18 protein-coding genes are annotated in these 21,267 nt (G+C 64.8%); 16 read left to right on the forward strand and 2 right to left on the reverse strand.

Annotated elements, in window-relative coordinates; all coding sequences use genetic code 11:
- Positions 1 to 336: 336 nt before the first annotated feature.
- Positions 337 to 528 carry a hypothetical protein gene (locus KTAU_RS13285; RefSeq protein WP_151728849.1) on the reverse strand — a complete coding sequence of 64 codons (192 nt, stop codon included), beginning with the start codon at positions 526 to 528 and terminating at the stop codon, positions 337 to 339.
- A 64-nt stretch (positions 529 to 592) separates the two neighbouring features.
- Between KTAU_RS13285 and KTAU_RS13290 the strand changes: the two genes are divergently transcribed.
- The 3 genes from KTAU_RS13290 to KTAU_RS13300 all read left to right on the forward strand — a co-directional run bounded on the left by KTAU_RS13290 (position 593) and on the right by KTAU_RS13300 (position 3,923).
- Positions 593 to 1,624: a VOC family protein gene (locus KTAU_RS13290; protein ID WP_151728850.1), complete on the forward strand. Its 1,032-nt coding sequence runs from the start codon at positions 593 to 595 to the stop codon at positions 1,622 to 1,624.
- Positions 1,625 to 1,677: 53 nt separating this feature from the next.
- Complete coding sequence (locus KTAU_RS13295) at positions 1,678 to 2,817, forward strand: FAD-dependent oxidoreductase (protein ID WP_151728851.1); 1,140 nt, start codon at positions 1,678 to 1,680, stop codon at positions 2,815 to 2,817.
- A gap of 113 nt (positions 2,818 to 2,930) precedes the next feature.
- Positions 2,931 to 3,923, forward strand: a complete 993-nt coding sequence (locus KTAU_RS13300; protein WP_151728852.1) for an amidohydrolase family protein — start codon at positions 2,931 to 2,933, stop codon at positions 3,921 to 3,923.
- Between the two features lie 284 nt (positions 3,924 to 4,207).
- On the opposite strand, the gene KTAU_RS13305 is transcribed toward KTAU_RS13300, so the two are convergent.
- The gene (locus tag KTAU_RS13305) at positions 4,208 to 5,641 is read right to left on the reverse strand and encodes an FAD-binding oxidoreductase (RefSeq protein ID WP_228026457.1); all 1,434 of its coding nucleotides are present in this window, start codon (positions 5,639 to 5,641) and stop codon (positions 4,208 to 4,210) included.
- Positions 5,642 to 6,487: 846 nt separating this feature from the next.
- Here KTAU_RS13305 and KTAU_RS13310 point away from each other — a divergent pair.
- The 13 genes from KTAU_RS13310 to KTAU_RS13370 all read left to right on the forward strand — a co-directional run bounded on the left by KTAU_RS13310 (position 6,488) and on the right by KTAU_RS13370 (position 21,111).
- Entirely contained in the window at positions 6,488 to 7,249 is a 762-nt protein-coding gene (locus KTAU_RS13310; RefSeq protein ID WP_151728853.1) for an SDR family NAD(P)-dependent oxidoreductase, read from the forward strand.
- Positions 7,250 to 7,420: 171 nt separating this feature from the next.
- The gene (locus KTAU_RS13315) at positions 7,421 to 9,100 is read left to right on the forward strand and encodes an ATP-binding cassette domain-containing protein (protein ID WP_151728854.1); all 1,680 of its coding nucleotides are present in this window, start codon (positions 7,421 to 7,423) and stop codon (positions 9,098 to 9,100) included.
- Between the two features lie 169 nt (positions 9,101 to 9,269).
- Positions 9,270 to 10,484, forward strand: coding sequence for an amino acid ABC transporter substrate-binding protein (locus KTAU_RS13320; RefSeq protein WP_151728855.1), 1,215 nt, complete (start codon positions 9,270 to 9,272; stop codon positions 10,482 to 10,484).
- A gap of 225 nt (positions 10,485 to 10,709) precedes the next feature.
- Entirely contained in the window at positions 10,710 to 11,579 is an 870-nt protein-coding gene (locus tag KTAU_RS13325) for a branched-chain amino acid ABC transporter permease (protein WP_151728856.1), read from the forward strand.
- Positions 11,576 to 12,658 (forward strand): branched-chain amino acid ABC transporter permease, encoded by a 1,083-nt coding sequence (locus KTAU_RS13330; RefSeq protein ID WP_151728857.1) that lies wholly within the window; start codon positions 11,576 to 11,578, stop codon positions 12,656 to 12,658. The genes KTAU_RS13325 and KTAU_RS13330 overlap by 4 nt, the downstream gene beginning before the upstream one ends.
- Before the next feature lie 76 nt (positions 12,659 to 12,734).
- Positions 12,735 to 13,736, forward strand: coding sequence for a fumarylacetoacetate hydrolase family protein (locus KTAU_RS13335; protein WP_228026458.1), 1,002 nt, complete (start codon positions 12,735 to 12,737; stop codon positions 13,734 to 13,736).
- 352 nt (positions 13,737 to 14,088) lie between these two features.
- Positions 14,089 to 15,012 (forward strand): GntR family transcriptional regulator YhfZ, encoded by a 924-nt coding sequence (gene yhfZ, locus KTAU_RS13340; RefSeq protein WP_151728858.1) that lies wholly within the window; start codon positions 14,089 to 14,091, stop codon positions 15,010 to 15,012.
- A gap of 99 nt (positions 15,013 to 15,111) precedes the next feature.
- Complete coding sequence (locus KTAU_RS13345; RefSeq protein ID WP_151728859.1) at positions 15,112 to 15,498, forward strand: hypothetical protein; 387 nt, start codon at positions 15,112 to 15,114, stop codon at positions 15,496 to 15,498.
- Positions 15,499 to 15,712: 214 nt separating this feature from the next.
- Positions 15,713 to 16,084 (forward strand): DUF2620 family protein, encoded by a 372-nt coding sequence (locus KTAU_RS13350; protein WP_112432109.1) that lies wholly within the window; start codon positions 15,713 to 15,715, stop codon positions 16,082 to 16,084.
- Between the two features lie 212 nt (positions 16,085 to 16,296).
- Positions 16,297 to 17,688 carry a YhfT family protein gene (locus tag KTAU_RS13355; protein WP_151728860.1) on the forward strand — a complete coding sequence of 464 codons (1,392 nt, stop codon included), beginning with the start codon at positions 16,297 to 16,299 and terminating at the stop codon, positions 17,686 to 17,688.
- 124 nt (positions 17,689 to 17,812) lie between these two features.
- A complete protein-coding gene (locus KTAU_RS13360; RefSeq protein ID WP_151728861.1) occupies positions 17,813 to 18,775 on the forward strand; it encodes a phosphotriesterase family protein in 963 nt (320 codons plus the stop codon).
- 4 nt (positions 18,776 to 18,779) lie between these two features.
- A complete protein-coding gene (locus KTAU_RS13365) occupies positions 18,780 to 19,898 on the forward strand; it encodes an aminotransferase class V-fold PLP-dependent enzyme (protein WP_151728862.1) in 1,119 nt (372 codons plus the stop codon).
- Between the two features lie 4 nt (positions 19,899 to 19,902).
- Positions 19,903 to 21,111: an alanine racemase gene (locus tag KTAU_RS13370; RefSeq protein ID WP_151728863.1), complete on the forward strand. Its 1,209-nt coding sequence runs from the start codon at positions 19,903 to 19,905 to the stop codon at positions 21,109 to 21,111.
- Positions 21,112 to 21,267: the final 156 nt, after the last annotated feature.

Below are 21,267 nucleotides of genomic sequence, written 5' to 3' on the forward strand. Positions count from 1 at the left end.
CCCAAATCGATGTCCTTCCATCTTGCTTGCAGTATCCTCTTGTGGACAGAGCGCAGCGGGTGCTTTCCCTCACCGGAAGCAACCGGAAAGAGAAAAGCGGAAGCGAGTGGTAGTGATCTTTCCCCCGCCCTTCGCTACACTGTGAGCGAGTCTGGCGAACGGGAGGGAGGAACGAACGGATCGCTCTACCAGACACAGCCTTCGGTCAGATGAGGCGCCAGGTGCGATGCCCGTCGTTTGCAAATGGGAAGGCAGGCTCTTTCACAGCGTTGTGAGAGGCATGACGGGCACTCTGCAGCGTCCTGGCTGTTATGGTAGCACAGAACTGGCTGAGCGTCAATCAAGAGCGGCGCCCTCCCCTGTTCGCTTGTTTGTCTGGCCGTTAATTGGGCCGGCTCCGCCGTTGGCGGCAGCGGCGACAGGCAGGCGCCTTATCTGGACCTGTGCCGCCGGCTGCCGAGGAAGGCTGGCGCCGATCGAGGCGGCGCTGCTACCTGGGGCGAGGGGCAAGGCCGCGCCGGACCTCATGCTGCTGCTCCTGCTGTTACCGCTGTTGGTGCTATCGACCACCCAATGAGGAGAGAACGAGACCATGAGCAAACACCTGCTTGCCCACCTGGCCCATGTAGAGATCGTGACCCCTGCGTTGGAGGACTCTCTGCGCTTCTTCACGGAGGTGATGGGGATGGAGCTGAGCGAGCGTGTCGGGGACTCCTGCTACCTGCGCTGCTGGGGAGAGTTCTATCATCACAGTCTGGTGCTCACCGCTGGCGAGCAGCCGGCCCTGGGCCACATCGGCTGGCGCACCTGGGGACCGGAAGAGCTAGAGCAAGCCGTCAAGGAGATCGAAGCGGCTGGCCAGCAAGGTCAATGGATCGAGCGCGGTCCGGGGCATGGCCCAGCCTATCGCTTCCGTGGTCCTGGTGGCCATCTCAACGAAGTCTTCTGGGAGGTAGATCGCTACAGCGCGCCGCCCGAGCTGCGCTCAACCTATCCCGCTCGCCCGCAGCGCTTCACCGGGCGTGGCGTGGCCCCGCGCCAGATCGACCACGTCACCGTGGCTTCACTCGACGTCATGCGAGACACCCACTGGTACTGCGACACCCTCGGCTTCCGCTTCATGGAATATACCGTTCCTGACGAGATGCCAGATATCGTCGTCTTCACGCAGATCACCACCAACGAGAAGTCGCACGATCTCGGTTTTGTCGCCGACTTCTCGGGTATCCCGGGCCGTGTCAACCATGTGGCCTTCTTCCTCCCGGAGATCAAGGACCTGCTGCGGGCCACCGACATCCTGCTGGAGGCCGGCCTGAGCATGGAGTATGGTCCCGGCCAGCACGGCATGGGCGAGCAATACTATCTCTACTTCCGCGAGCCGGGCGGCATGCGTATCGAGCTGAACTCGGGCGGCTATCGCAACTACATTCCGGACTGGGAGCCGGTGCGCTGGGTGCCCTCGCAGGGATCGAACACTATGTACCGCAATGCCGCCATGCCCGACTCGATGACGGAGTCCTTCCCGCTGGCGCCGGGCGGCTCCTTCCCCGAGCCGGCGGCCACCGGGGGCACGCAGATCGATCCCGATCTGGTCAATCCTTTCCGTCGGCGCGGGCGTGGCTAAGCAGCTCGCTCGGGCGGAGGGAGAATCCTCAGCGAAAGATGGAGTGTCCTACGATGGACAAAAGCGCGCAGAAGATATTGATTGTCGGCGGCGGCATCGCCGGCCTGACGGCGGCAGTGGCGCTGCGACAGATCGGCTGCGAGGTCGAGGTCGTCGAGCTTAATCCCCAGTGGTCCGTCTATGGGGTGGGGATCATCCAGCAAGGTAATGCTCTGCGGGCCCTCGATCGCATCGGCCTGGCCGAGAAGTGCATTGCTGCCGGGCACCCGATGGGAGGTGTTCGTTTCTACGATCTTCAGGGGACCTTCCTCTTCGAGGTGCCCCAGCCTCCGATTGCAGGGCCGCGCTATCCCCCAGGGAACGGCCTGACGCGCTCCCGTCTGCATGCCATTCTACAGGACGCCGTGCGGCAGTCCGGCGCCACCATCCGCCTGGGCCTGACGGTGGCGACCCTGGCGCAGTCCGAGAGCGAGGTCTCGGTGACCTTCTCCGACGGCTCCTTCGCCAGCTACGATCTGGTCGTGGGGGCCGATGGTCTGAAGTCGCTGGTGCGCCGCCTGGTCTTCGGCTCTGAGTACCAGCCGACCTACGTGGGCCAGGTCTGCTGGCGCTGCAATGTGCCGCGCCTGCCCGACGTTACGACAGGCTGGCTTTTCGAAGGCGGCCCCCACGGCAAAGCCGGTTTTATTCCGCTGGCCCCCGATTTGATGTACATCTTGCTGGTGGAGACGCCTCCTCCGGGACCGCCGCCCCGCTTCCCACGCGAATGCCTGCCAGCGGCCTATCGCGAGCGGCTCGCTCCTTTCGGTGGGCCGGTGGCTCTGGTGCGCGATCGCTACATTACCGATGAGTCCGAGGTCATCTATCGTCCTTTCGAGACGCTATTGCTGCCCTCACCCTGGTATCGTGGGCGCGTGCTGCTGATTGGCGATGCGGCCCACGCCATGACGGCCCATGTGGCCCAGGGGGCGGCGATGGCCATCGAGGATGCGATCGTCCTGGCCGAGGAGGTGGCGAGCGGCGACCCGCTGCCGCAGGCCCTGGACCGCTTTATGCAGCGTCGCTACGAACGCTGCAAGGCCCTGGTCGAGATCTCATCGCAGCTAAGCCAGTGGGAGCGCGATCAGACGCCCGATGCCGACGTGGAGGGCCTGACGCGCCGCTCGTTCGAGATTGCCGCCACCCCCATCTGAGGGGCAAGGCACCCACCGACCGACCCAATCACTGGCGCGCGGTGGGGCCTACCCGCTCGGTGCTCAGGCTCGCTGGAGCCGTGGTGCAGAGACTAACAGCAGACAGAGGCAGTATGATTATCGATTTCCATGCCCATTATCTGGCGCGTGAGCATCTCCAGATGCATGCTCGCGCCCCCGACGGGCGCATCCTGGGGGCCCGCTGGCGGGGGGAAGGCCCGGAGGCAATACTGGAAACTGGCGGTATTCCTCTGGGCAGCGCCTGTCAACCCGAGGAGTTCTACGACCTCGATGCGCGCCTGGAGCTGCTAGCGACGACGGGTGTCGATCTGCAGGTGCTGTCGCCGCCGCCTTTCATGGCCTTCTACGAGCTGCCGGGCGCAGAAGCGGCGCCCCTCTTGCGTGAGCAGAACGAGGCGATCGCCGCGGTGGTACGTCGCTATCCACATTCTTTTCACGGCTTGGGTCTGGCCCCGCTGCAGGACCCGGCGCGGGCCGTGGAAGAGATTGCCTATCTGATGGATCGGCTCCACCTGGCAGGAATCGAGATTCTGACGCGCGTCAATGCCTGGAACCTTGATGCGCCCGAGCTGGAACCGGTCTGGCAGGCCCTGGAGGCCCGCCAGGCCCTGGTCCTGATTCATCCGCTGGAGGTCCTGGGCTCTGAGCGCCTGACACGCTACTATCTGCGCAATCTGCTGGGCAACCCGGCGGAGACAGCCTTTGCCCTGGCTTCGCTGCTCTTCAGCGGCGTGGTGGAGCGCTATCCGCAGATCCGCTTTGTAGCAGCCCACGGCGGAGGGGTAGCTCCCTTTGTGGTGGGACGCTGGCAGCATGGGGCCCGGGTCCGGCCCGAGCTATCTCATCTGCATCAGACGCCGCTCAATCTGCTGCGCCGTATCTATGTTGATTCGCTGGTGCATGGGGCCGAGCCGCTGCGTTACCTGGTGACACTCCTCGGGGCTGAGCGCGTGGTGCTCGGCACGGACCTGCCTTTCGATATGGGGACGCGCGCGCCAACAGCTCTCTTTGAGGCAGAGCTGGAGCCGCAGGTGCGTCAGCAGATCTTGAGCGGCCACGTCGATCTGCTCCCCCACGCGCCCTGACCTGCTCTGAGCGAGCTGCAGACTCCCTTTCCCCTTCTGGTCCTCAGCGGACGGTGAACGGCTGCGTCGGGAGGTCAACCCGCCACGGCGGGCGACTCGCCTTCCTGGCTGGGCCGTGCCGTCCGCTCGCCTTTGCCGGAGCGCGCCGTCCACCGCTCTAGCCTGGCGCGGCCAGGGGACAGCGAGGGCTGGTCAGAGTGGAAAGGGTCAGGCTCTCCGAGAGGGCCGCGACCAGCCGGCTCTGAATGAGGCAAGGACCTGGGTGGAGTGGGTACGCTCTAAGCTCAGGGCTGGCTCCAGGGATTGACGTTGATGGGAGTCTCGGAATTGATCAGGTAGGAATGGAAGAGGCCTGTAGGATCATAGCGGGCGCGCACGGCCTGCAGGCGCTGCCAGTGCTGCTCGTCCATAAAGCGGGCCGGGCGCGTGGTAAAATCCGAATCGGCCAGAAAGAGACCCTCGCTGATCGGCTCGATGCGTCGCATCTGCTCGGTCAGCCAGCGGCGGCAGCGGGCGTCATCCGCCGGCTGTTTCCAGACTACGTAGCTGGCGAAATAGACATCGGCCTGCAGCGAGAGAGCCATGTCCGGCAGCGGGTGCAGGGGGGCCATGCCGAACCAGAGCGAGAACGACTGTGCAGTAGGCAGGCTAACGAAGGCCTCCCGCAGGGCTGGAATAGCCGTCGTCGCTGGCGCATTGAGCCAGGCATTATCGACGGCGTAGCGGTGCTCTTTGGGATTGGCACGTCGCTGCTCGGCGTATTCTGCGGCCAGGGTTGTGGGAACCAGCACCTGCTCCAGCAGGGCGCGCTCGCGCGCCGGACAGCGCTCGAAGGGCGCCAGGGCCTCGCGCGCCTCGGCGGGCGTCTCGGCGAAGCTCAGGCCCTGAACCAGCAAGACCGGCGTGGCCTGGCTCGTCAGCTCGCCACCGCTGCCCATGCCCACGGCGACCACTTCGACGCTGGGAGCCAGCCGAGGATGCTCCTCGTAGAGCCAACCCATGACCTCATCAAAGAGGGCGGCGGGATAGAAGAAGCTGCTGCGCGTCAAGGCTCCTGGCAGAGGACGTACGCGCAGGTAGAAGCGCGTGACAATGGCGAAGAAGCCCGGGCCGGCGCCACGGGCTGCCCAGAGCAGGTCGGGGTGATGCTCTGCGTCAGCGTGAACCAGCTCGCCGTCGGCAGTCACGGCGTCGATGGCCTCAATGCGCTGACAGGCCCAGCCCCAGCCGCGGCAATTCCAGCCCATGCCACCCTGGAGCAGGAAGCCGCCCAGGCCGACATCGGGGCAGTGACCGCCGGGAAACATCAGGCCCTGCTGCGTCAGCAGGCCATTCAGCTCGCTGCCCGTGACCGCCGGGCTGACGCGCACAATGCCGGCTTCGCGGTCCAGCTCGATCTGACGCAGGCCACCCAGGTCGATCAGCAGGGCCTCGTCGCGCAGGCTCCAGGCGGCCCAGCTATGGCCGCCGGCGCGCACAGAGACCTTCAGGCCATGCGCACGAGCCAGACGCACCCCTGCCACCACGTCATCCTCGCTGGTGGCCAGCAGGATGGCGGCGGGATAGCGCTCAGGTCGGCGCCCGTTGAAAATACGTCCGCAGCGTGCCTCTTCGTAGCCGCTCTCGCCCCGCCAAAAAAGGCGGCCTTGCAGTGTCGCCGGCGTGCTTCCGCGGCTCCATCTATGCTGCTCGCTCATGCCCACCGCCTTTCTGGGCATACGCTCGTCTGCTGACTGGCGGCTCTCACGGCTACCCTCCAAAAATACGGTCCGATCATGATGGCATGTGCTCCTCTCGTCTCCTCACCCTTACTCTTGTCTCGCTTCTTTGCTGGCTTATCCATTCACCGCTGTCCTGAGACAGCGCTGGCTGGGGCAGACGGATACGAGTGCCTGCCTGACCTGCGCACGGCCTTCCTCTCTCTTACCAGCTTCTCCCATGCGGGGAGAGGAGTAAGCCCGCACCAGGGAAGGGGAGAGGTGCACGCAGCCGCGCAGGCTCTCTCGCCCTCTTTCGTCTGCCCTCAGTCATGAGTGTAGCCGGCCAGGCCCAAGAAATCACTACCACTTGCTTCCGACTTTCTCTTCCGCTCGCTTCCCACGACCAACTAAGAGCGAGGGGCCACTTATGGCCCAGGCTCTCGGCGTGTCCGAGGCCGTAGCGGCGAGCGTCGCCTGACAAAGAGGGGAACCAACTGCTCTGGTGAAGGGTGCCGCCTGGCTGGCGATGACCCTGGTCTTGCGGCCTACTCAACCGGAAGCGACCGGAAAGGAAAAACGGAAGCGAGTGGTAGTGATTTTGTCCTACGCCTCCCCTACACTGCAGGAAAGACAAAGTCACAGGCAGGTCACAGCTTCACGGATCAGCAAGCGAGGTGCTCGACGTCAGTCAGGGGCTACTCCGCCTGGCTCAGCGTCAGCGAGCCGCCTGCCCTGATCTGTTGGCAGGCCCGCCCGTCGCCGTCAGCGATGCTGCCTGGTGGTACGCTGACCGACGGGGTCAGGTGTCTAGAGACAGCAAGCGAACAGACGAGCGAGCATGTGCCCGGGAGGAAGAGCGCAACGATGAGTGGGCGACTCCAAGGAAAAGTGGCCATCATTACAGGAACAGCCAGCGGCCAGGGGCGCGTTGCCGCCCTACGCTTTGCCGCCGAAGGCTGCAAAATTGTCGGCTGCGACCTGAACGTTGCAGGCGCCGAGGAGACCGTGCGCCTGGTGCGTGAGGCTGGCGGTGAGATGGTCTCGCTGCAGCCCTGCGACCTGAGCGATCCTGAGCAGGCCCAGCGAGTCGTAGAGCTGGCCGTCAAGACCTACGGTGGCTTCGACATCCTCTACAACAACGCCGGCACGGCCTGGATCGCGCCAATCGAACAGATGACGACGCGCATGTGGCACGATACCCTGCGCAGCGAGCTAGATACTGTCTACTACATGTGTAAGGCCGCCTGGCCGCACCTCGTTGCCCGTGGCGGCGGCTCCATCATCAACGTCGGTTCCGTCTCTGCCAAGTTTGGCAGCGAGGATGTCCCCGGTCTGGCCCACGCCGCCAGTAAGGGCGCGGTCATTGCTATGACACGCCAGCTGGCCGCCGAGGGGGGTAAATACGGCATCCGGGCCAACACCATTTCGCCGGCCCTCATACGTACGCCACAAACCGAATGGGCGATCAACTCCGGCGCTCTCGACGGCATCATGCGCAAGCTGATGCTCAAGCGTATCGGTACACCAGAGGACGTGGTTTTCTGCGCCATCTATCTGGCCTCCGACGAAGCCTCGTGGATCACAGGGGCCGACTTCGCCGTCGACGGCGGAGCCAGCGCGTTCTAGCCCCAGGGAGCGACGAGAGCGGCCCGCATCGTGGAGCAGCCTGAGTGAGCTGAGTGAGCAGCGGAGGAGAGCGCGCCGGCCAGCGATGGCGGATCGCCACGATCAGGCAGTCAAGTCAGACCAGGATACCATCGAGCTAGACAGCAAGTAAGCTAAAAAGAGAGGGGGGGCATGATGCAAGCAGCTTCCACTGTGGGAGGGGGACCGCAGCAAACCGATGAGGCCCCGCTGCTGGTGTTGCGTCATGTGACCAGACGCTTCGGGGGCGTCACGGCCCTCAACGATATCAGCTTTGAGGTGCGCAGCGGCGAGCTGCTCGGCGTCATTGGACCCAATGGAGCGGGCAAAAGCACCCTCCTGAGCCTCATTTCTGGGGCCCAGCGCGTTAGCGAGGGGGAGATCCTCTTCGCCGGGCAGCGCCTCGATCGTCTGCCCGCGCACGCGATCGCCCGTCTCGGCATCGGACGCGCCCATCAGATTCCCCGCCCTTTTGGGCGCATGACCGTCCTGCAGAACGTCTTGATCCCCGTCCATGCCCGACGAAACGAGACCCCGGGCCGGCGAAGCCTCAGCGACGATGCCGAGGAAATCCTGCGCCTCTGCGGCCTGCTCGACCGCAAGGATCGCCAGGCTGGCTCTCTGACCCTCCTGGATCTCAAGCGGCTGGAACTCGCCCGCGCTCTGGCGCTGAAGCCACGGCTGCTGCTGCTGGACGAAGTGGCCGCCGGTCTGGTGGGCCAGGAGATCGAGGAGATTACCAGCTTGATCGCTTCTATCCATGCCCGCGGGGTCACTATTCTCCTCGTCGAACACGTCCAGGCTGTAGTCCGGTCCCTGGCCAGACGGGTCATCGTGCTGGACTGGGGGCGCAAGATTGCCGAAGGGACCCCTGATGAAATCGCTCGCCATCCCGAAGTCATCGCCGTCTATCTGGGCAGCGAGCAAGGAGAGCAGCCGTCGACCCCGGCGGCGACAGGAGCCGAGAGGGGAGACAGCACGAGAAGCAGACATTCTCTCCCTTCTGCCCGAGCTACGTCGACAGCGGCGGTTCGACCTTCCCCGCCGCCGCTGCTCGACGTGCAGAACCTCAGCGTCGACTACGGTAAGCTGCGCGCTCTGCGCTCCCTGGATTTCAGCGTTGGGGAGGGTGAAATTGTGGCGGTTGTGGGAGCCAACGGAGCCGGCAAAACGACCCTGACCCAGGCGATCAGTGGCCTGGTGCCCGTCAGTGAGGGGCACGTCCTCTTTGCCGGCCAGGAGATTACACGCTTGCCGGCTCACCAGCGCGCTCGCCTGGGAATCGCTCTCTGCCACGAGGGAAGGCGGCTCTTCCGCGAGCAGACGGTTCGCGAGAACCTGGAGCTGGGTGCTGTCTACGCCACTCGCGGAGCAACCACTACCTTTGCTCAGCGCCTGGAGCGAGTCTACAATCTCTTTCCGGTGCTGCGCGAGCGCGCCGGCAGCCGGGCTGGGCGCCTCTCGGGCGGGCAGCAGCAGATGGTCGCCATCGGGCGGGCGCTGATGGCGGAGCCGCGTCTGCTCCTGCTTGATGAGCTGTCGCTGGGCCTGGCTCCGGCGGTCGTTGACCAGCTCTTCGCGGCCCTGCCGCGAATTCTGGCCTGGGGGATCAGCGTCGTCCTCATCGAGCAGCATGTCCAGCGCTCGCTGGCAGTGGCCGACCGGGTCTACGTCCTGGAGCGAGGGCGCGTCGTCTTCTGCGGTACGCCGGACCAGGTGCGCGCCCACCCGGCGCTGCAGCAAGCCTATCTGGGCGTCGCGGCGGCCCCTGCCGGCCCTGCCAGCTCGCCGGCAGCTAGCGAGCAAGAACAGTATCCCGTCTCGGGAACCTGAGCCAGACTACGCACGGCAGGCCATGCTGCGCCTGCTTTGGCTCTCCAACAGCATTGGCAACAGATGAACGCGCGAACAAACGAGCGCCCACGCGAGCAGAGAAGGTCGCTAGCGTTCAGCGGCGAACGTCTCCGGTCGAGAGACAGACACTGCAGAGGAGGAGAAGTATATGAGCACAGTCTCTAAGGCAGCGCGGTCCTTATTTTTGATGGCCATGTTGGCCCTGAGCATGGTCGCCTGTGGTGGCACGGGCGGCTCCGGTAACCAGACCATTGTGATTGGGGCAACGCTGCCCTTAACGGGAGCGCTGGCCGCTGTCGGCGTCCTGCTGAAGGCCGGCTATCAGGCCGCCGTTGACGATATCAATGCCGCTGGGGGACTGGAGGTCAACGGGCAAAAGTATCACGTCAACCTGATCATCCTCGATAACACCTCCGATCCCAATACCGCCAGCAACCAGGCGACGACCCTCTATTTGCAGGATAACGCCGTGGCTCTCCTGGGACCGTTCACGCCGCCGCTGGTCATCCCAGTCTCGCAGGTGGCCGAGCGCGTCAAGCGCCCGCTGATTTCGACCACGGCCCCCATCGAAGCCTGGCTCTCGGCTCGCCCCTCTGGCTGGCAATATTCCTGGGATGTCTTCTTCGATGAGAAGCAGCAGACCAGCATGAGCTTCCAGGTAGCCAACATGGTCAAGACCAATAAGCGCGTAGCTCTCTTCACCGATAACGAGGAGGATGGGGTGACGATGGGCAAGCTCTGGACCGAGGAGGCGCCGCAGTTCGGCTATACCATTGCCTACCGGGCGATCTTCCCCGTCGGTACCACCAATTTCTCCAGTCAGATCGCTGCAGCCAAGGCCGCCAACGCCGAGGTGCTGATTGCCCAGATGACGCCGCCCGATGCGATGGCTCTCTGGAAGCAGATGAAGGCCCTGGGCTATCATCCGATTGTGGCCGAGAGTGAGAAAGGATCGTCGACCACTACCTGGATGCAGGCCCTGGGCAACGTCGGAGAGGGCGCCCTCATCGCCAACTTCTGGTCGCGCTCCTTTACCTATCCAGGTAGTCAGGAATTGGCAGCGCGCGCTGAGAAGGCCGGCATCAAGGCTACCATCGAGCAGGCTGGCTACATCATGGGCTACTCGATCACTGAGGTACTCTTCGATGCTATCAAGCGCGCTGACTCGACCGATCCTGATGCTATTAACCGGGCCATCGGCCAGACCAATAAGACCTATCCTGTTGGCCCAATCCGCTTCGGTAGCAACCATGCTGATCCCATTCGGGCCATTATGCTCCAATGGCAGAATGGTGACACGGTCCAGGTCTATCCTCCAGTCTCGGGTGTAAGCCTGGAGGCGCCCGCCAAGGGTCTGGCCTGAGCAGACCAGTACAGACGACCGACCGGCGGACGAACGCGCGGACGCGGCGAGTGAGCCTGAGCAGATGCGCCCACAGTGCTCTGTTGCCTTACCATTGAGTTGTGCGAAGGTCAGCGCAGCGGGGCCGGGCTTGATCGAGCCTGATCAAGCCTGGTCCCGTCTGCCGCCGCTGTGGTGCTGCTCCAGGCCGTGCCGCTGTTTGTAGAGGGAAGGAGAGGGACCTGTATGTTGTTTTATCATTTGATCGATGGCTTTTTCCTGGGCGGCCTCTACGTGACCATCGCCCTGGGGCTGACGCTGGTCTTTGGCGTCATGAATACCGTTAACCTGGCTCAAGGCGAGGTCCTGATCGGTTCCGCCTACCTGACCTATACGCTCGCCAGCCTCACCCATCTTGACCCGCTCCTCTGCCTGCTGCTGGTGGCCCCCATCATGTTCGTCATTGGCTACCTGGTGCAGCGCCTCCTGCTCAATCCGCTCATTCCCCGTGGGCAGGAGACCCTGCTGGTGGCAACCTTCGGCCTGCTGCTGGTAGCCGAGACGCTGTTTGGGTTGATCTACGGCAATAACACGCTCTCGTTGAGCGCCTCGTATACCCTGACGGGCGTTACCATCTTTGGCGATACCGTACGTACCATCTATGTGATCGCCCTGGTGGCGGCTCTGCTGCTGGTGGTGGGAACCCATCTGCTGATGACCTATCTGCCGCTGGGGAAGGCTATCCGGGCTGCGGCGGAAGATCCTGGGGCGGCGGCCTCGATTGGGATCAATGTGCCGCTGGTCTACGGGATCACTTTCGGTCTGGCGGCGGCCATTTCTGCCGTGGGCGGCACGTTGATTGGCCTCTCCTTCGGCTTCGGTCCGACGACCGGCTCTAGCTGGTTGCTGCGCAGCTTTACGGTGATCGTGCTGGGTGGCATGGGGTCACTGTGGGGCACACTCCTCGGCGGCCTGCTCATTGGGGTGCTGGAAGAGGTGGCGGCCAGCGTTGTCGGGCCGCAGTTCCGCGATCTGATCGTCTTCGCCTTTCTGGTGATTGTCTTGATTGTACGGCCCGAGGGCTTCTTTGGTCAGCGCGTGGGGGTGGCCAAATGAAGACGCATCCTGCTTCCTCCGACCAGCTTGCTCCGCCTGTGACCAGACGCCAGTCCCTGCGCCACCTGGCTCCCTGGCTCGGCTGGGGTGTACTAGGGTTGCTGGTCCTCCTGGCGGCGCTGGGGCCACTCTACTTGAGCGCTTTCGATCTGGTGCTGGCCTTTACGCTCTTCAACTATATGACGATGGCCCAGTCCTGGAACCTCTTGGGCGGCTATGGCGGCCAGTTCTCGCTGGGTCACTCGCTCTTCGTGGGGGCCGGCTCCTATACTATTGCCGTGCTGCTGCTGCATAGCGGGCTGCCGCTGCTGCTGGATCTCTTGCTGAGCGGTCTGCTGGCGGCGGCCCTGGCGACGCTGGCGGCCCTCTTGCTGATGCGCCTGCGCGAGGCCTATTTCTCGATCGGCTCGCTCGGCCTGGCAATGGCCGCCCTGACCTGGATGCTCAACTGGTCCTTCACTGGCGCCACCAGCGGCCTCAATCTGCCGCCCGCTGCCACCCTGGATTATTCCACACTCTACTATCTGGCCCTCGGCTTGCTGGTCGTGACCACCCTGACCATCGTGCTGCTGGTGCGCAGTCCCTTCGGCCTGCGCCTGATGGCCATCCGCGACGATCAGGAGGCCGCCGCCGAGCTGGGAGTCAATAGCTTCCCGGTGAAGCTGGTGACCTTTGCCATCAGTGCCTTCTTTGTCGGCCTGGCTGGCGGACTGATCGCCCTCAATAAGCTGGAGATAGAGCCGGACTCGGCCTTCAGCATGAACTGGGTGATTACGATGATCATTATTACGATCATCGGCGGCATTGCCACCTCGACCGGGCCGCTGCTGGGGGCGGTGGTCTTCTTTACTTTGCAGCAGGTGCTGCAGAATTCGCAGGCCCTCAGCAGCCTGTTGACCGGCCTGCTGCTGATCCTGATTATTCGCCTGGCCCCCGAAGGACTCTGGCCACTGGCCCTTAAGCTCGGGCGCCGCCTGGGCGAAGGCCTGCTGAGCCGCTTCGCCCACAGCAAGCAGGCGGAGACTGTCCTGAGCGCCCAGGAGGCCGTAGGAGGGCGGTCAAGGCTGGGCGAGCGCTAGCCTGACCGACAGTCTGATTGGCGCAGCGGGTGCCACTTCAATTAGGCCAAGAGAGACAGAGAGGAGAGAGGTCGTCGTGAAATTTGCTCGTATTGCTGTCACCGGTGTTGATGGAGAAGAGGCGCGCCTGGTCGTCGTGCAGCCGGAGGCCCAGCGTGTCATCGATCTGGCCACGGCCTGGCGCCTGCGGCTCGAAAGACGAGGAGCCACGCGCGAAGCGGCGCGCCGCCTGGCCACGGCACTCTTTCCAGCCAGTATGAGCGCTGCCATCGCCCTGGGCGAGGCCTTTCGCGAGGCGGCTGCTGAGGCGAGCGCTGCCCCAGCGGAGGAGGCCGTGCTCCCGCTGGCGAGCGTGCGCTGGCTTGCCCCTCTTGATCCGCCGACCATCCGCGATTTTACGGCCTTTGAGCAGCACGTGCGCAATATGGCTGCGCGCCAGGGAGGAAGCGTCTTCCCAGAGTTTTATCAGCGCCCGCCATACTTTAAGATCAATCCCCTGACTATCGTGGCCCCCGAGGCCGAGGTGCCCTGGCCGCACTATACTCGCCACCTGGACTACGAGCTAGAGATAGGTCTGGTCATTGGCAGGCAGGGCCGCAATGTCTCGCCCGAGGAGGCCCTGGACCTGCTCTTCGGTGTGACCATCCTCAACGACTTCAGCGCGCGCGATGTCCAGGGACCGGAGATGAGCAGCGGCTTTGGTCCGGCCAAGGGCAAGGACTTCGCGACGGCGCTCGGCCCCTGGATTGCGACCTGCGATGAACTTGATCTGAATAACCTGACGATGGTGGCGCGCGTCAATGGAGAGGAGTGGTCGCGCGGCTCGACGGCAAGCCTGACCTGGAAGATTGAGGAGCTGGTAGCTTACGCCGCCTGCGGTGAGACCCTCTGGCCCGGCGAACTGCTCGGCTCGGGCACCGTCGGAACAGGCAGCGGCGCCGAGCATGGGCGCTCCCTGCAACCAGGGGCCGTGGTCGAGCTGGAGATCAGCGGCCTGGGCGTGCTGCGCAATCGCATCGGCCAGCCCGAGCCGCCTGGCTGGCTACCGGAGCCGCGCCGCTCCTCCACCGCGCCCTAGCTAAGGGCCTGGCCTGAGCAGATTCAACAGAACCAACGCGCACAGGGCGCCTGTGCTCTCCCAAAGCAGACGGGAAGGTCGCGGGCGGACGGCTGTACTTCTGCCCCTACCTCTGCGTTCCGTCCCTACCGTGCTGCCTGCGAGCCGTCCCCTTCCACGGCCTTCCCCTTCTCTTTCCCTGGCTCTCCCAAACACCCCCTGTCCCTCGATGCCCTCAGTCGCCGGGCTGCGTTCCTGCTGGCTGGCTGGCGAGCGTTAGCTTGACAAGGTGGTCCCCGTCCGGTTATACTCTATCCAGTATTCTGGATATTGAGCGAGCAAGGTGAGCAGAGCGAAAGAGAGCGCCAGCGCTATGGCCCTGCCAGACACCGAAGACTTTCTCTCCCAGACGGGCAAAGTGACCATTGGCTTAGCGCGTCTGCTGTTGGGCTATCGTCAGGGCGAGCGGCTGCCGCGCATGGTCGACGTCGCGCGCCGGCTACGCTCGGGGAATGGGACCGTTCAGGAAGCCTTCAGCTATCTGACGCGAGCGGGGGCCATTGTAGTAGCTGCGCATGGCGCCCAAGGCTCCGTCCTGGAGCAGGTCAACTACCCGCTGCTCTGGCGCTATGCTGGCAACGAATGGATCATTGGCTCGATGCCCTTGCCCTACACGCTGCGCTACGAAGGGCTGGCCACGGCCCTCTACGACCGACTGGAGGTCTCGGGTCTGCCGTTCAACATGACCTATCAGCGCGGCTCACTCTCGCGGGCTGAGATGGTGCGCCAGGGGCACTACCACTACGCCGTCATGTCGCTGCTGGCCGCCGAGCACCTGGTGGGGCGCTATCCCGAGCTAGCCATCGTCGCCAGCTTGCCCCCTGGTTCCTATGTCAGTGAGCACATCCTCATCAGCCGTCTGCCGCGCGAGCAGATCCGCCGCGTCGGCGTTGATCAGACCTCCCTCGATGAGATCCTGCTCACTGCCGAGGAGTTCCGCGAGCGCCAGGACTGGGAGAGCGTGCCGGCCACGCGCCTGCAGGTCCTCGATTTGCTACGCGAAGGGCAGTTTGATGCCATCATCTGGAACCGCGAGGGCGTAGGGAGCCTGCCCTCCACTCTGCAGCTCCTGCCGCTGCAGGGCGCGGCACGCCTGCGCACCCTGGCCACGCAGGCCGCCATTGTGGCCCTGCGCGAGGCTCCAGTCTACCAGGTGCTTGCCAGCATCTTCGTGCCCGAGGAGATCACCGCTGCCCAGCAGGAAGTGATCGATCAGCGACGCTTGCCCCGCTACTGAGCGGCTATAACACTATGACAGGCTGACAGGCCGCCGGCGCTGGAGGGAAGGGAGCCGCAGTGGCCCTATCCAGTGGTTTGATCGAAGAAGGAGCAGGAGATGGAGCAAGACCTTGAGCAGCGCCTGACCATCTTTGAGCGCGAGGGCCTGGCCGCTCCGGCGATCGTCGCCTTTGTGCGCCAGATCCTGGGCTGGCTAGAGCAAGAAGCGCAGTGCCCCGGCGACGAAGAGCACATGGGGCCGCTGGCCAGTCACCTACTACTGGCCCTGGAGCGCGTACGGCGTGGCGAGGATCTTGGCTCGGCCTGGAGTCCGCTCGTGCACGAGGAGGCCAGCGCCCTCGCGGTCTTGCCCCACCTGCAAGACTGGGCCGGGCAGATTCGCGTCCAGGCTCTCCAGCAGCTTGGCCTGCGTCTGCCAGCCGAGGAGGAAGATTTTCTCCTGCTCCATCTCGGAGCCCTGGTGCTCCGCGGTCAGGAGCTGTAGAGCGCCCGGCGGAGCGCGGCGTCGAGGGCGGCGCGCCTGGCCTGATCCGATCGATGGGCTGCTGACTCCAAAACAGGCCCGACAGGGGGGTGAGAAGAGTAATCCATAACCAGCAAGTAACTCAGTCGATCAACGACATGACCGGACGACAGTAAAGCCTGGCACGGGCCTGCCGGTCAGGCTTGCCATCAGAGAGGCAGGAGGTGCGCGAACGATGGCAACCATCTACATTGGCGGTGTGGGCAAGGCCGATCTCAAGCGCCTGCTCGAACAACGCCGTGATCCCACCCTCAACGTTGTCGTCAGCAACGATCTGGAAGCCGGGCAGCTCCTCAAGCGCCGCAGCGACGCCTACTACATCGGCACCTGCCACACCGGGGCTGGTGGCTCGCTGGGTGCCCTGATGGCCTTCCTTGGGCGACAGCGCTGCCACACCTTTGGGAGGCAGGCGCGGGTTAGCGTCGAGGAAGTGCAAAAGCTGCTCGCGGCAGGTATTCGCGCCTTTGGCGTCTCCGTTGACCAGATCAATACCGTTGTCCCCGTGCTGGTCGAGGCCATCCAGAGTTACCAGCCTCCCCGCTCGTAGCTCGCGGCGCCCAGTTTCCAGTCTCCAGTCTCCAGTCTCAGCCAGCACTGACAGCGATCAAGCGAATGCAGCAAGCCAAGCGCAGCGGCAGCGGCTTGCTCCCCGAAGCGCAGATACAAAACGACGCCGCGCCATCTCGCGCCTGCTCTGCCTGGTGCTGGCGCCGGGCGGGAGGCGCAGGCCGTCGGACGTCGTGAAAGGAAAGGACCGCTATGAGTCTGCATCTGACGCCCCTGGTCATTGTCTTTACCATTCTAGCAACGGCCTTTGCTGCCCTCCTCTCGCAGATGGCCCTGGCCGTCTTCAACGACGGTGTCCGGCCTTTCCTGCTCGACTTTTACCGTGGCGAGCTGGCGCGTCCCCAGATGACAGCCATTGCCTTCGGCCTCTCGGCGGGCTTCATCTTTGGTCTTGGCGTGCCCGTCGCCTTCTCCTCTGGCGTTCTCAACCCTTGGGTCCTCTTTCTGCCGTCGGACATCCTCGGCATCCTCTCGCCGCGCAAGTGGATCGCCCCCATTCTGGGCGCGGCCTGGGGCGCGGTCGTGGTCTTCGGCCTCAGCGCCGCTACCACCGCTGCCAACAGCCTGCCGGTCAACTTCCTGACGGCCATGCAGCAGATGTCGACGCCTATCCTCTATCTCTTCTCCTTTTTCCCGGCGGTCGCTGTGACGATGCAATTCGGGCGCCTGCGGGGAATCATCACCTTTGTGGTGAGCATTTTTGTCATGCTATTCACCATGAAGTGGCTGCCCTCAGTTTTCCCTGGAGCAACCACGATGGCGATCGGCGTCATTCTGCTGGTGGCCTTTGCCGTCGCTGAGGAGCTAACGCGCGCTCGCAGCGAGCGACAGAAGGCCCAGGCGGTCCAGGTGGCTCCGGCGGACGCGGGGAGCGAGTCGGCTGAGGAAGATGATCCGCCGGCTGCGGCCAACGCGGTGGCAGGCGCTGCCGATGCCGATGATGAGACCTCCTCGATCTTTGCGGCCAACGCGGCGCGCCTGCGTCGCCATGCACCCTATTTTATGATTATGGGTCTCCTGCTCGGGGTGCTGGTGAATACCCACATGTTCGCTGGTGGCGAGGCGACCAGCTACATTATTGCCAAAGGCCAGTTTGCCAATGCGGCCCAGATCGACTTTTATCGCGCTCTTGGTTTCATTCCTCTGATTGTGACGACGGCGGTGGCCTCGGGGGCCTTCCAGATCGTGGGCTTCACCCTGATCTACCCGGTGGCTTATCTGCTGCCCAACCCGATCCTGGCGGCCATTGCCGGGGCTTTGCTCTTCGGCATCGAGGTCTTTATCTTGAGCTATATCGCCAAAGGCATTGCGGCCCTGCATACGATCCGCGATGCTTCCGATAACATTCGCAACGCCATCAATCTGACGCTGGAGGTGGCCATTCTCTTCGGCTCGCTGGCAGCGGGCAATGCGATGGCCAGCGGCCTGGGGATTGCCATCGTGGGTGGCCTCTATGCCCTCAACGAGGTTCTTGGGCGACCGGTAGTACGTATGGCAGCGGGGCCAGTCGGCGTCATCATTGCCGGCATCGCTCTGAACCTACTGGCCTATGCCCATCTCTTTACGCCGATCCCGATCAAATAGGATCGAGCGAGCGTAGCAGCCTGTTGGCCCAGGTTGCTGGTCTGGCGGATGTCTGGAGCGGAGCGCCAGGCCGGGACCTGGGCAACTGGAGTCTGAGTCTTCTCTCTGAGGAAAGGAGCGGTCATTGTCTGTAGCCAGTGCCTCTGCCGGAGCGCCTGAGCGGCTGCTGGTGCCGACGGCTGCCGGTGTGCAGCCGCTGGCCGATGGCCTCATCTATGCCCATGAGCACCTCTGGCTCGACCTGACCACGCCCGAGGACCCGGCGGGCAGGCTGGACCGTCTGGATTTGATCGCCGAGGAGCTGGTCGAGCTGAAGCAGCTTGGGGTGGCCGCGCTGATCGAGCAGACCTGTCGCGGCATGGGGCGCGACGTCGGGCGCCTGCGCCAGCTGCAGCTTGCCAGCGGTGTGCAGATCATTCCAAGCACCGGTTTCTATCATCAGCGCTTTCACCCGCCGGAGCTGGCGCACCTGAGTGTGGACGAGATTGCGGCCCTGCTGGAGGAAGAGCTAGGCACGGGTCTCGACGGCACCGGGGTGCGTCCGCTGGTGCTGGGAGAGATTGGCGGCTCAGGGAGCGTGCTCCATCCCAACGAGGAGAAGGTCCTGCGCGCCGTGGCCCGGGTCGCCAGGCACCAGGCGGTCGTCGTAGCGACGCATGCTCATCTGGGGCAGGGAGGACTGCGCCAGCTCCAGATCCTCTGTGAGGAAGGGCTGGCGCCGGCGCGCATCCTGATCGGTCACCTGGATCTGGCGCCCTCGCTGGAGGACGTGCTCGCTGTGGCGCGCCAGGGGGCCTACGTGGGCTTCGATACAGTGGGCAAGGAGCGCTATGCTCCCGATGAGCGGCGCCTGGCCTGGATTGTGGCCCTCTGCCAGGCCGGGCTGGCGGAGCGCCTGTTGCTCTCCTGCGATATCTCGCGCAACAGCTATCTACAGCGCCTCGGTGGGCAGGGCTATGCCTATCTCGTGCGCGACTTTCTGCCGCGCCTGCAGGCGGCGGGTCTGCCGGCGGCCACCATTGAGGGCCTGGTCGTGAGGAATCCGCGGCGCTTTCTGGCTGCCGCCCTGGGAAGGAGGGAGGCGTAAGCGTATGAGTATAGTGCATGTGGGGGCGCGTCTGCCGCCCTTGACGCTGGAGGAAGCGCGGCGCCTGCAGTTTCGCCTGATCGAGACGCTACGTCATCACTTCCCTGGCCAGGAGTGGCTGACGCGGGGCGAGCTGGGAGTCGGTGCCGACGGTGAGGGCAGCCGCTTCACACGTCGCGTCGAGCGGGTGCTGGCGGCCTTCTTCGGCAGCGAAGAGGCTGTGCTGGTGACCGGGGCCGGCACGGGAGCCATTCGTGCCGCCCTCTTTGCCCTCCTGCCGCCGCTCAGTCGTCTGCTCGTACACGACGCTCCACTCTACGCCACCACGGCGGTCACCTTCCGCGCCGCTGGCTACGTGCCCGTGCCCGTCGACCTGCACGATCTGGGACGCCTGCGCCAGGTCCTCAGCAGCGAGACGCTGCAGGCCGTCTATCTGCAGCACGCGCGCCAGCGACCGGATGATCACTATGATCTGGCGCAGGTGATTGCTGAGGTGCGGGCCGTCAGGCCGGAGCTGCCGATTGTGGTTGACGACAACTATGCCGTTGCCAACACGCCGCGCATCGGCGTCGAGCTGGGAGCGGACGTCAGTGCCTTCTCGGCCTACAAGCTGCTCGGGCCGGAGGGGATCGGGGTCGTGCTCTGTCGGCAGCAGCTGGCGCGGGCGATCCGGGCCGATATGTATTCGGGCGGCAGCCGCGTGCAGGGCTTTCAGGCTCAGGAGGTGCTGATCGGGCTGGCTCTGTCCTTCGTGGCCAATGCTCTGACCCAGGAGAGCGCCGAGGCTGTGGTGGAGCGCCTGCGCACTGCGCCGCCGCCGGCCTGTGCCCGCCACATCGTCGAGGCGCATGTGGCCAGCCTGCAGTCGCCGGTGGTGCTCGTGCGCCTGCGCTGGCCTCTGGCGGAGCGGGTCGTCGCGCGCGCCGCCGCTCATGGGGCAGCGCCCTTCCCAGTGGGGGCAATGGCCCGCTATGAGCTGGTGCCCCTCTTTTACCGCATCTCGGGCACGATGAGCGCGAGCCTGGGGGCCGAGGAAGCCCAGCATTGGCTGCGCATCAATCCCATGCGGGCCGGTCCCGAGACCGTGCTCGCCATTCTGGAAGAGGCACTGAGCGAGGTATGACTGTATGTTTCTCGACGCTGTGCGCCGGCGCAATCCCGGGCTGCTGCGCTGCGCGGCCCTGCTGCATCGCAGCGGCGTGATTCCGCCCAATACCTTTGTCTTCGACCGCGGCGCAGTGCGGCGCAATGCGGAGCGCCTGGCGGCACGGGCGGCGACGTTGGGGCTGGGCCTCTACTACATGGCCAAGCAGATCGCCTACGATGCCCAGCTGGTGGCGGCCATCCGCGCCTCTATTGCGGGAGCAGTAGCAGTCGACTGGATGGGAGCCGAGGCGCTGCTAGCTCAGGGGGCGGTGGTGCGGCACGTGGGCCATCTGGTGCCGGTGCCCCAGCGCCTGGTGCCGACCCTGATGGCTCAGGCGCGGCCCGAAGTCTGGACGCTCCTCGATCTGGAGGCGGCGGCGACCATCAGCCGGGCAGCGCTGGCCTTGGGGCGGGTGCAGCCGGTGCTCTTGCGCATCAACGGCGGCGACTTTTTTCCCGGTCAGGAGGGCGGTTTCGCGCCGGAGGAGGTGATGGCAGCGGCGACGGCGATCGCGCGCTTGCCCGGCCTGCGCCTGAGCGGCGTCACCAGCTATCCCTGTTTTACCTGGGACGAAGAGGCGGCCTGCTATCGCCCGACAGCTAACCTGGAGGCCCTGATCGCCTCGGCTGAGCGACTGCGGGCCGCTGGCTTCGCTATTGAGCAGATCAATGCGCCGGGCAATACCTCGCTGAGCGTGCTGCCGCTGCTGGCGCAGTACGGGGCCAGCCACGGCGAGCCGGGCCATGCTCTGACCGGCACGACGCCCGAGCAGAGTCTCGGTAGCAGCGAGGAGGAGCCTGCAGTGGTCTACGTCAGCGAGGTCTCGGCCCAACTCCCCGGGGGGCAGGCCCTGGCCTACGGAGGCGGACTCTATGCCCGCGCCCACGCTCGCCAGGCCCTGGTCGGTGAGAGTCCGGAGGAGCTGGAGGAGCGTGCGCCCGTGGTGGTGCGCTTTCCTCCACCGCAGTTCATCGATTATCAGTGCTTGTTAGAGCCGCCCCCTGGGCGCCGCCTGCCGACCGGGGCGACGGTGATCATGGCCTTCCGCTTCCAGCTCTTTGTCTTGCGCAGCTATCGGGCCGTGGTTGAGCAGGATGACCAGGGAAACTGGCAATTGCTTTCCTTGACACCGCCGACTTGGCAGCCGGCTTCTTTGCTGGCTGACCCTTCGGGAAGTGGTGGAGGATGAGCGGGGCGCCCACTGGAGGAGCGGGCGCCCCGCCTCTCTCGACCGCCTCGTTGCGGCGAGAGGATAGGACGGGGCGCCCCATGCGCAGAGAGCACCGCATGCAGCACCAAGGCCGGTGGTGCCTGTAGGGAGAGGGGTCTGACTCGTCGGTCTCTG

The sequence above is a fragment of the Thermogemmatispora aurantia genome, assembly GCF_008974285.1.
Lineage (GTDB): Bacteria > Chloroflexota > Ktedonobacteria > Ktedonobacterales > Ktedonobacteraceae > Thermogemmatispora > Thermogemmatispora aurantia.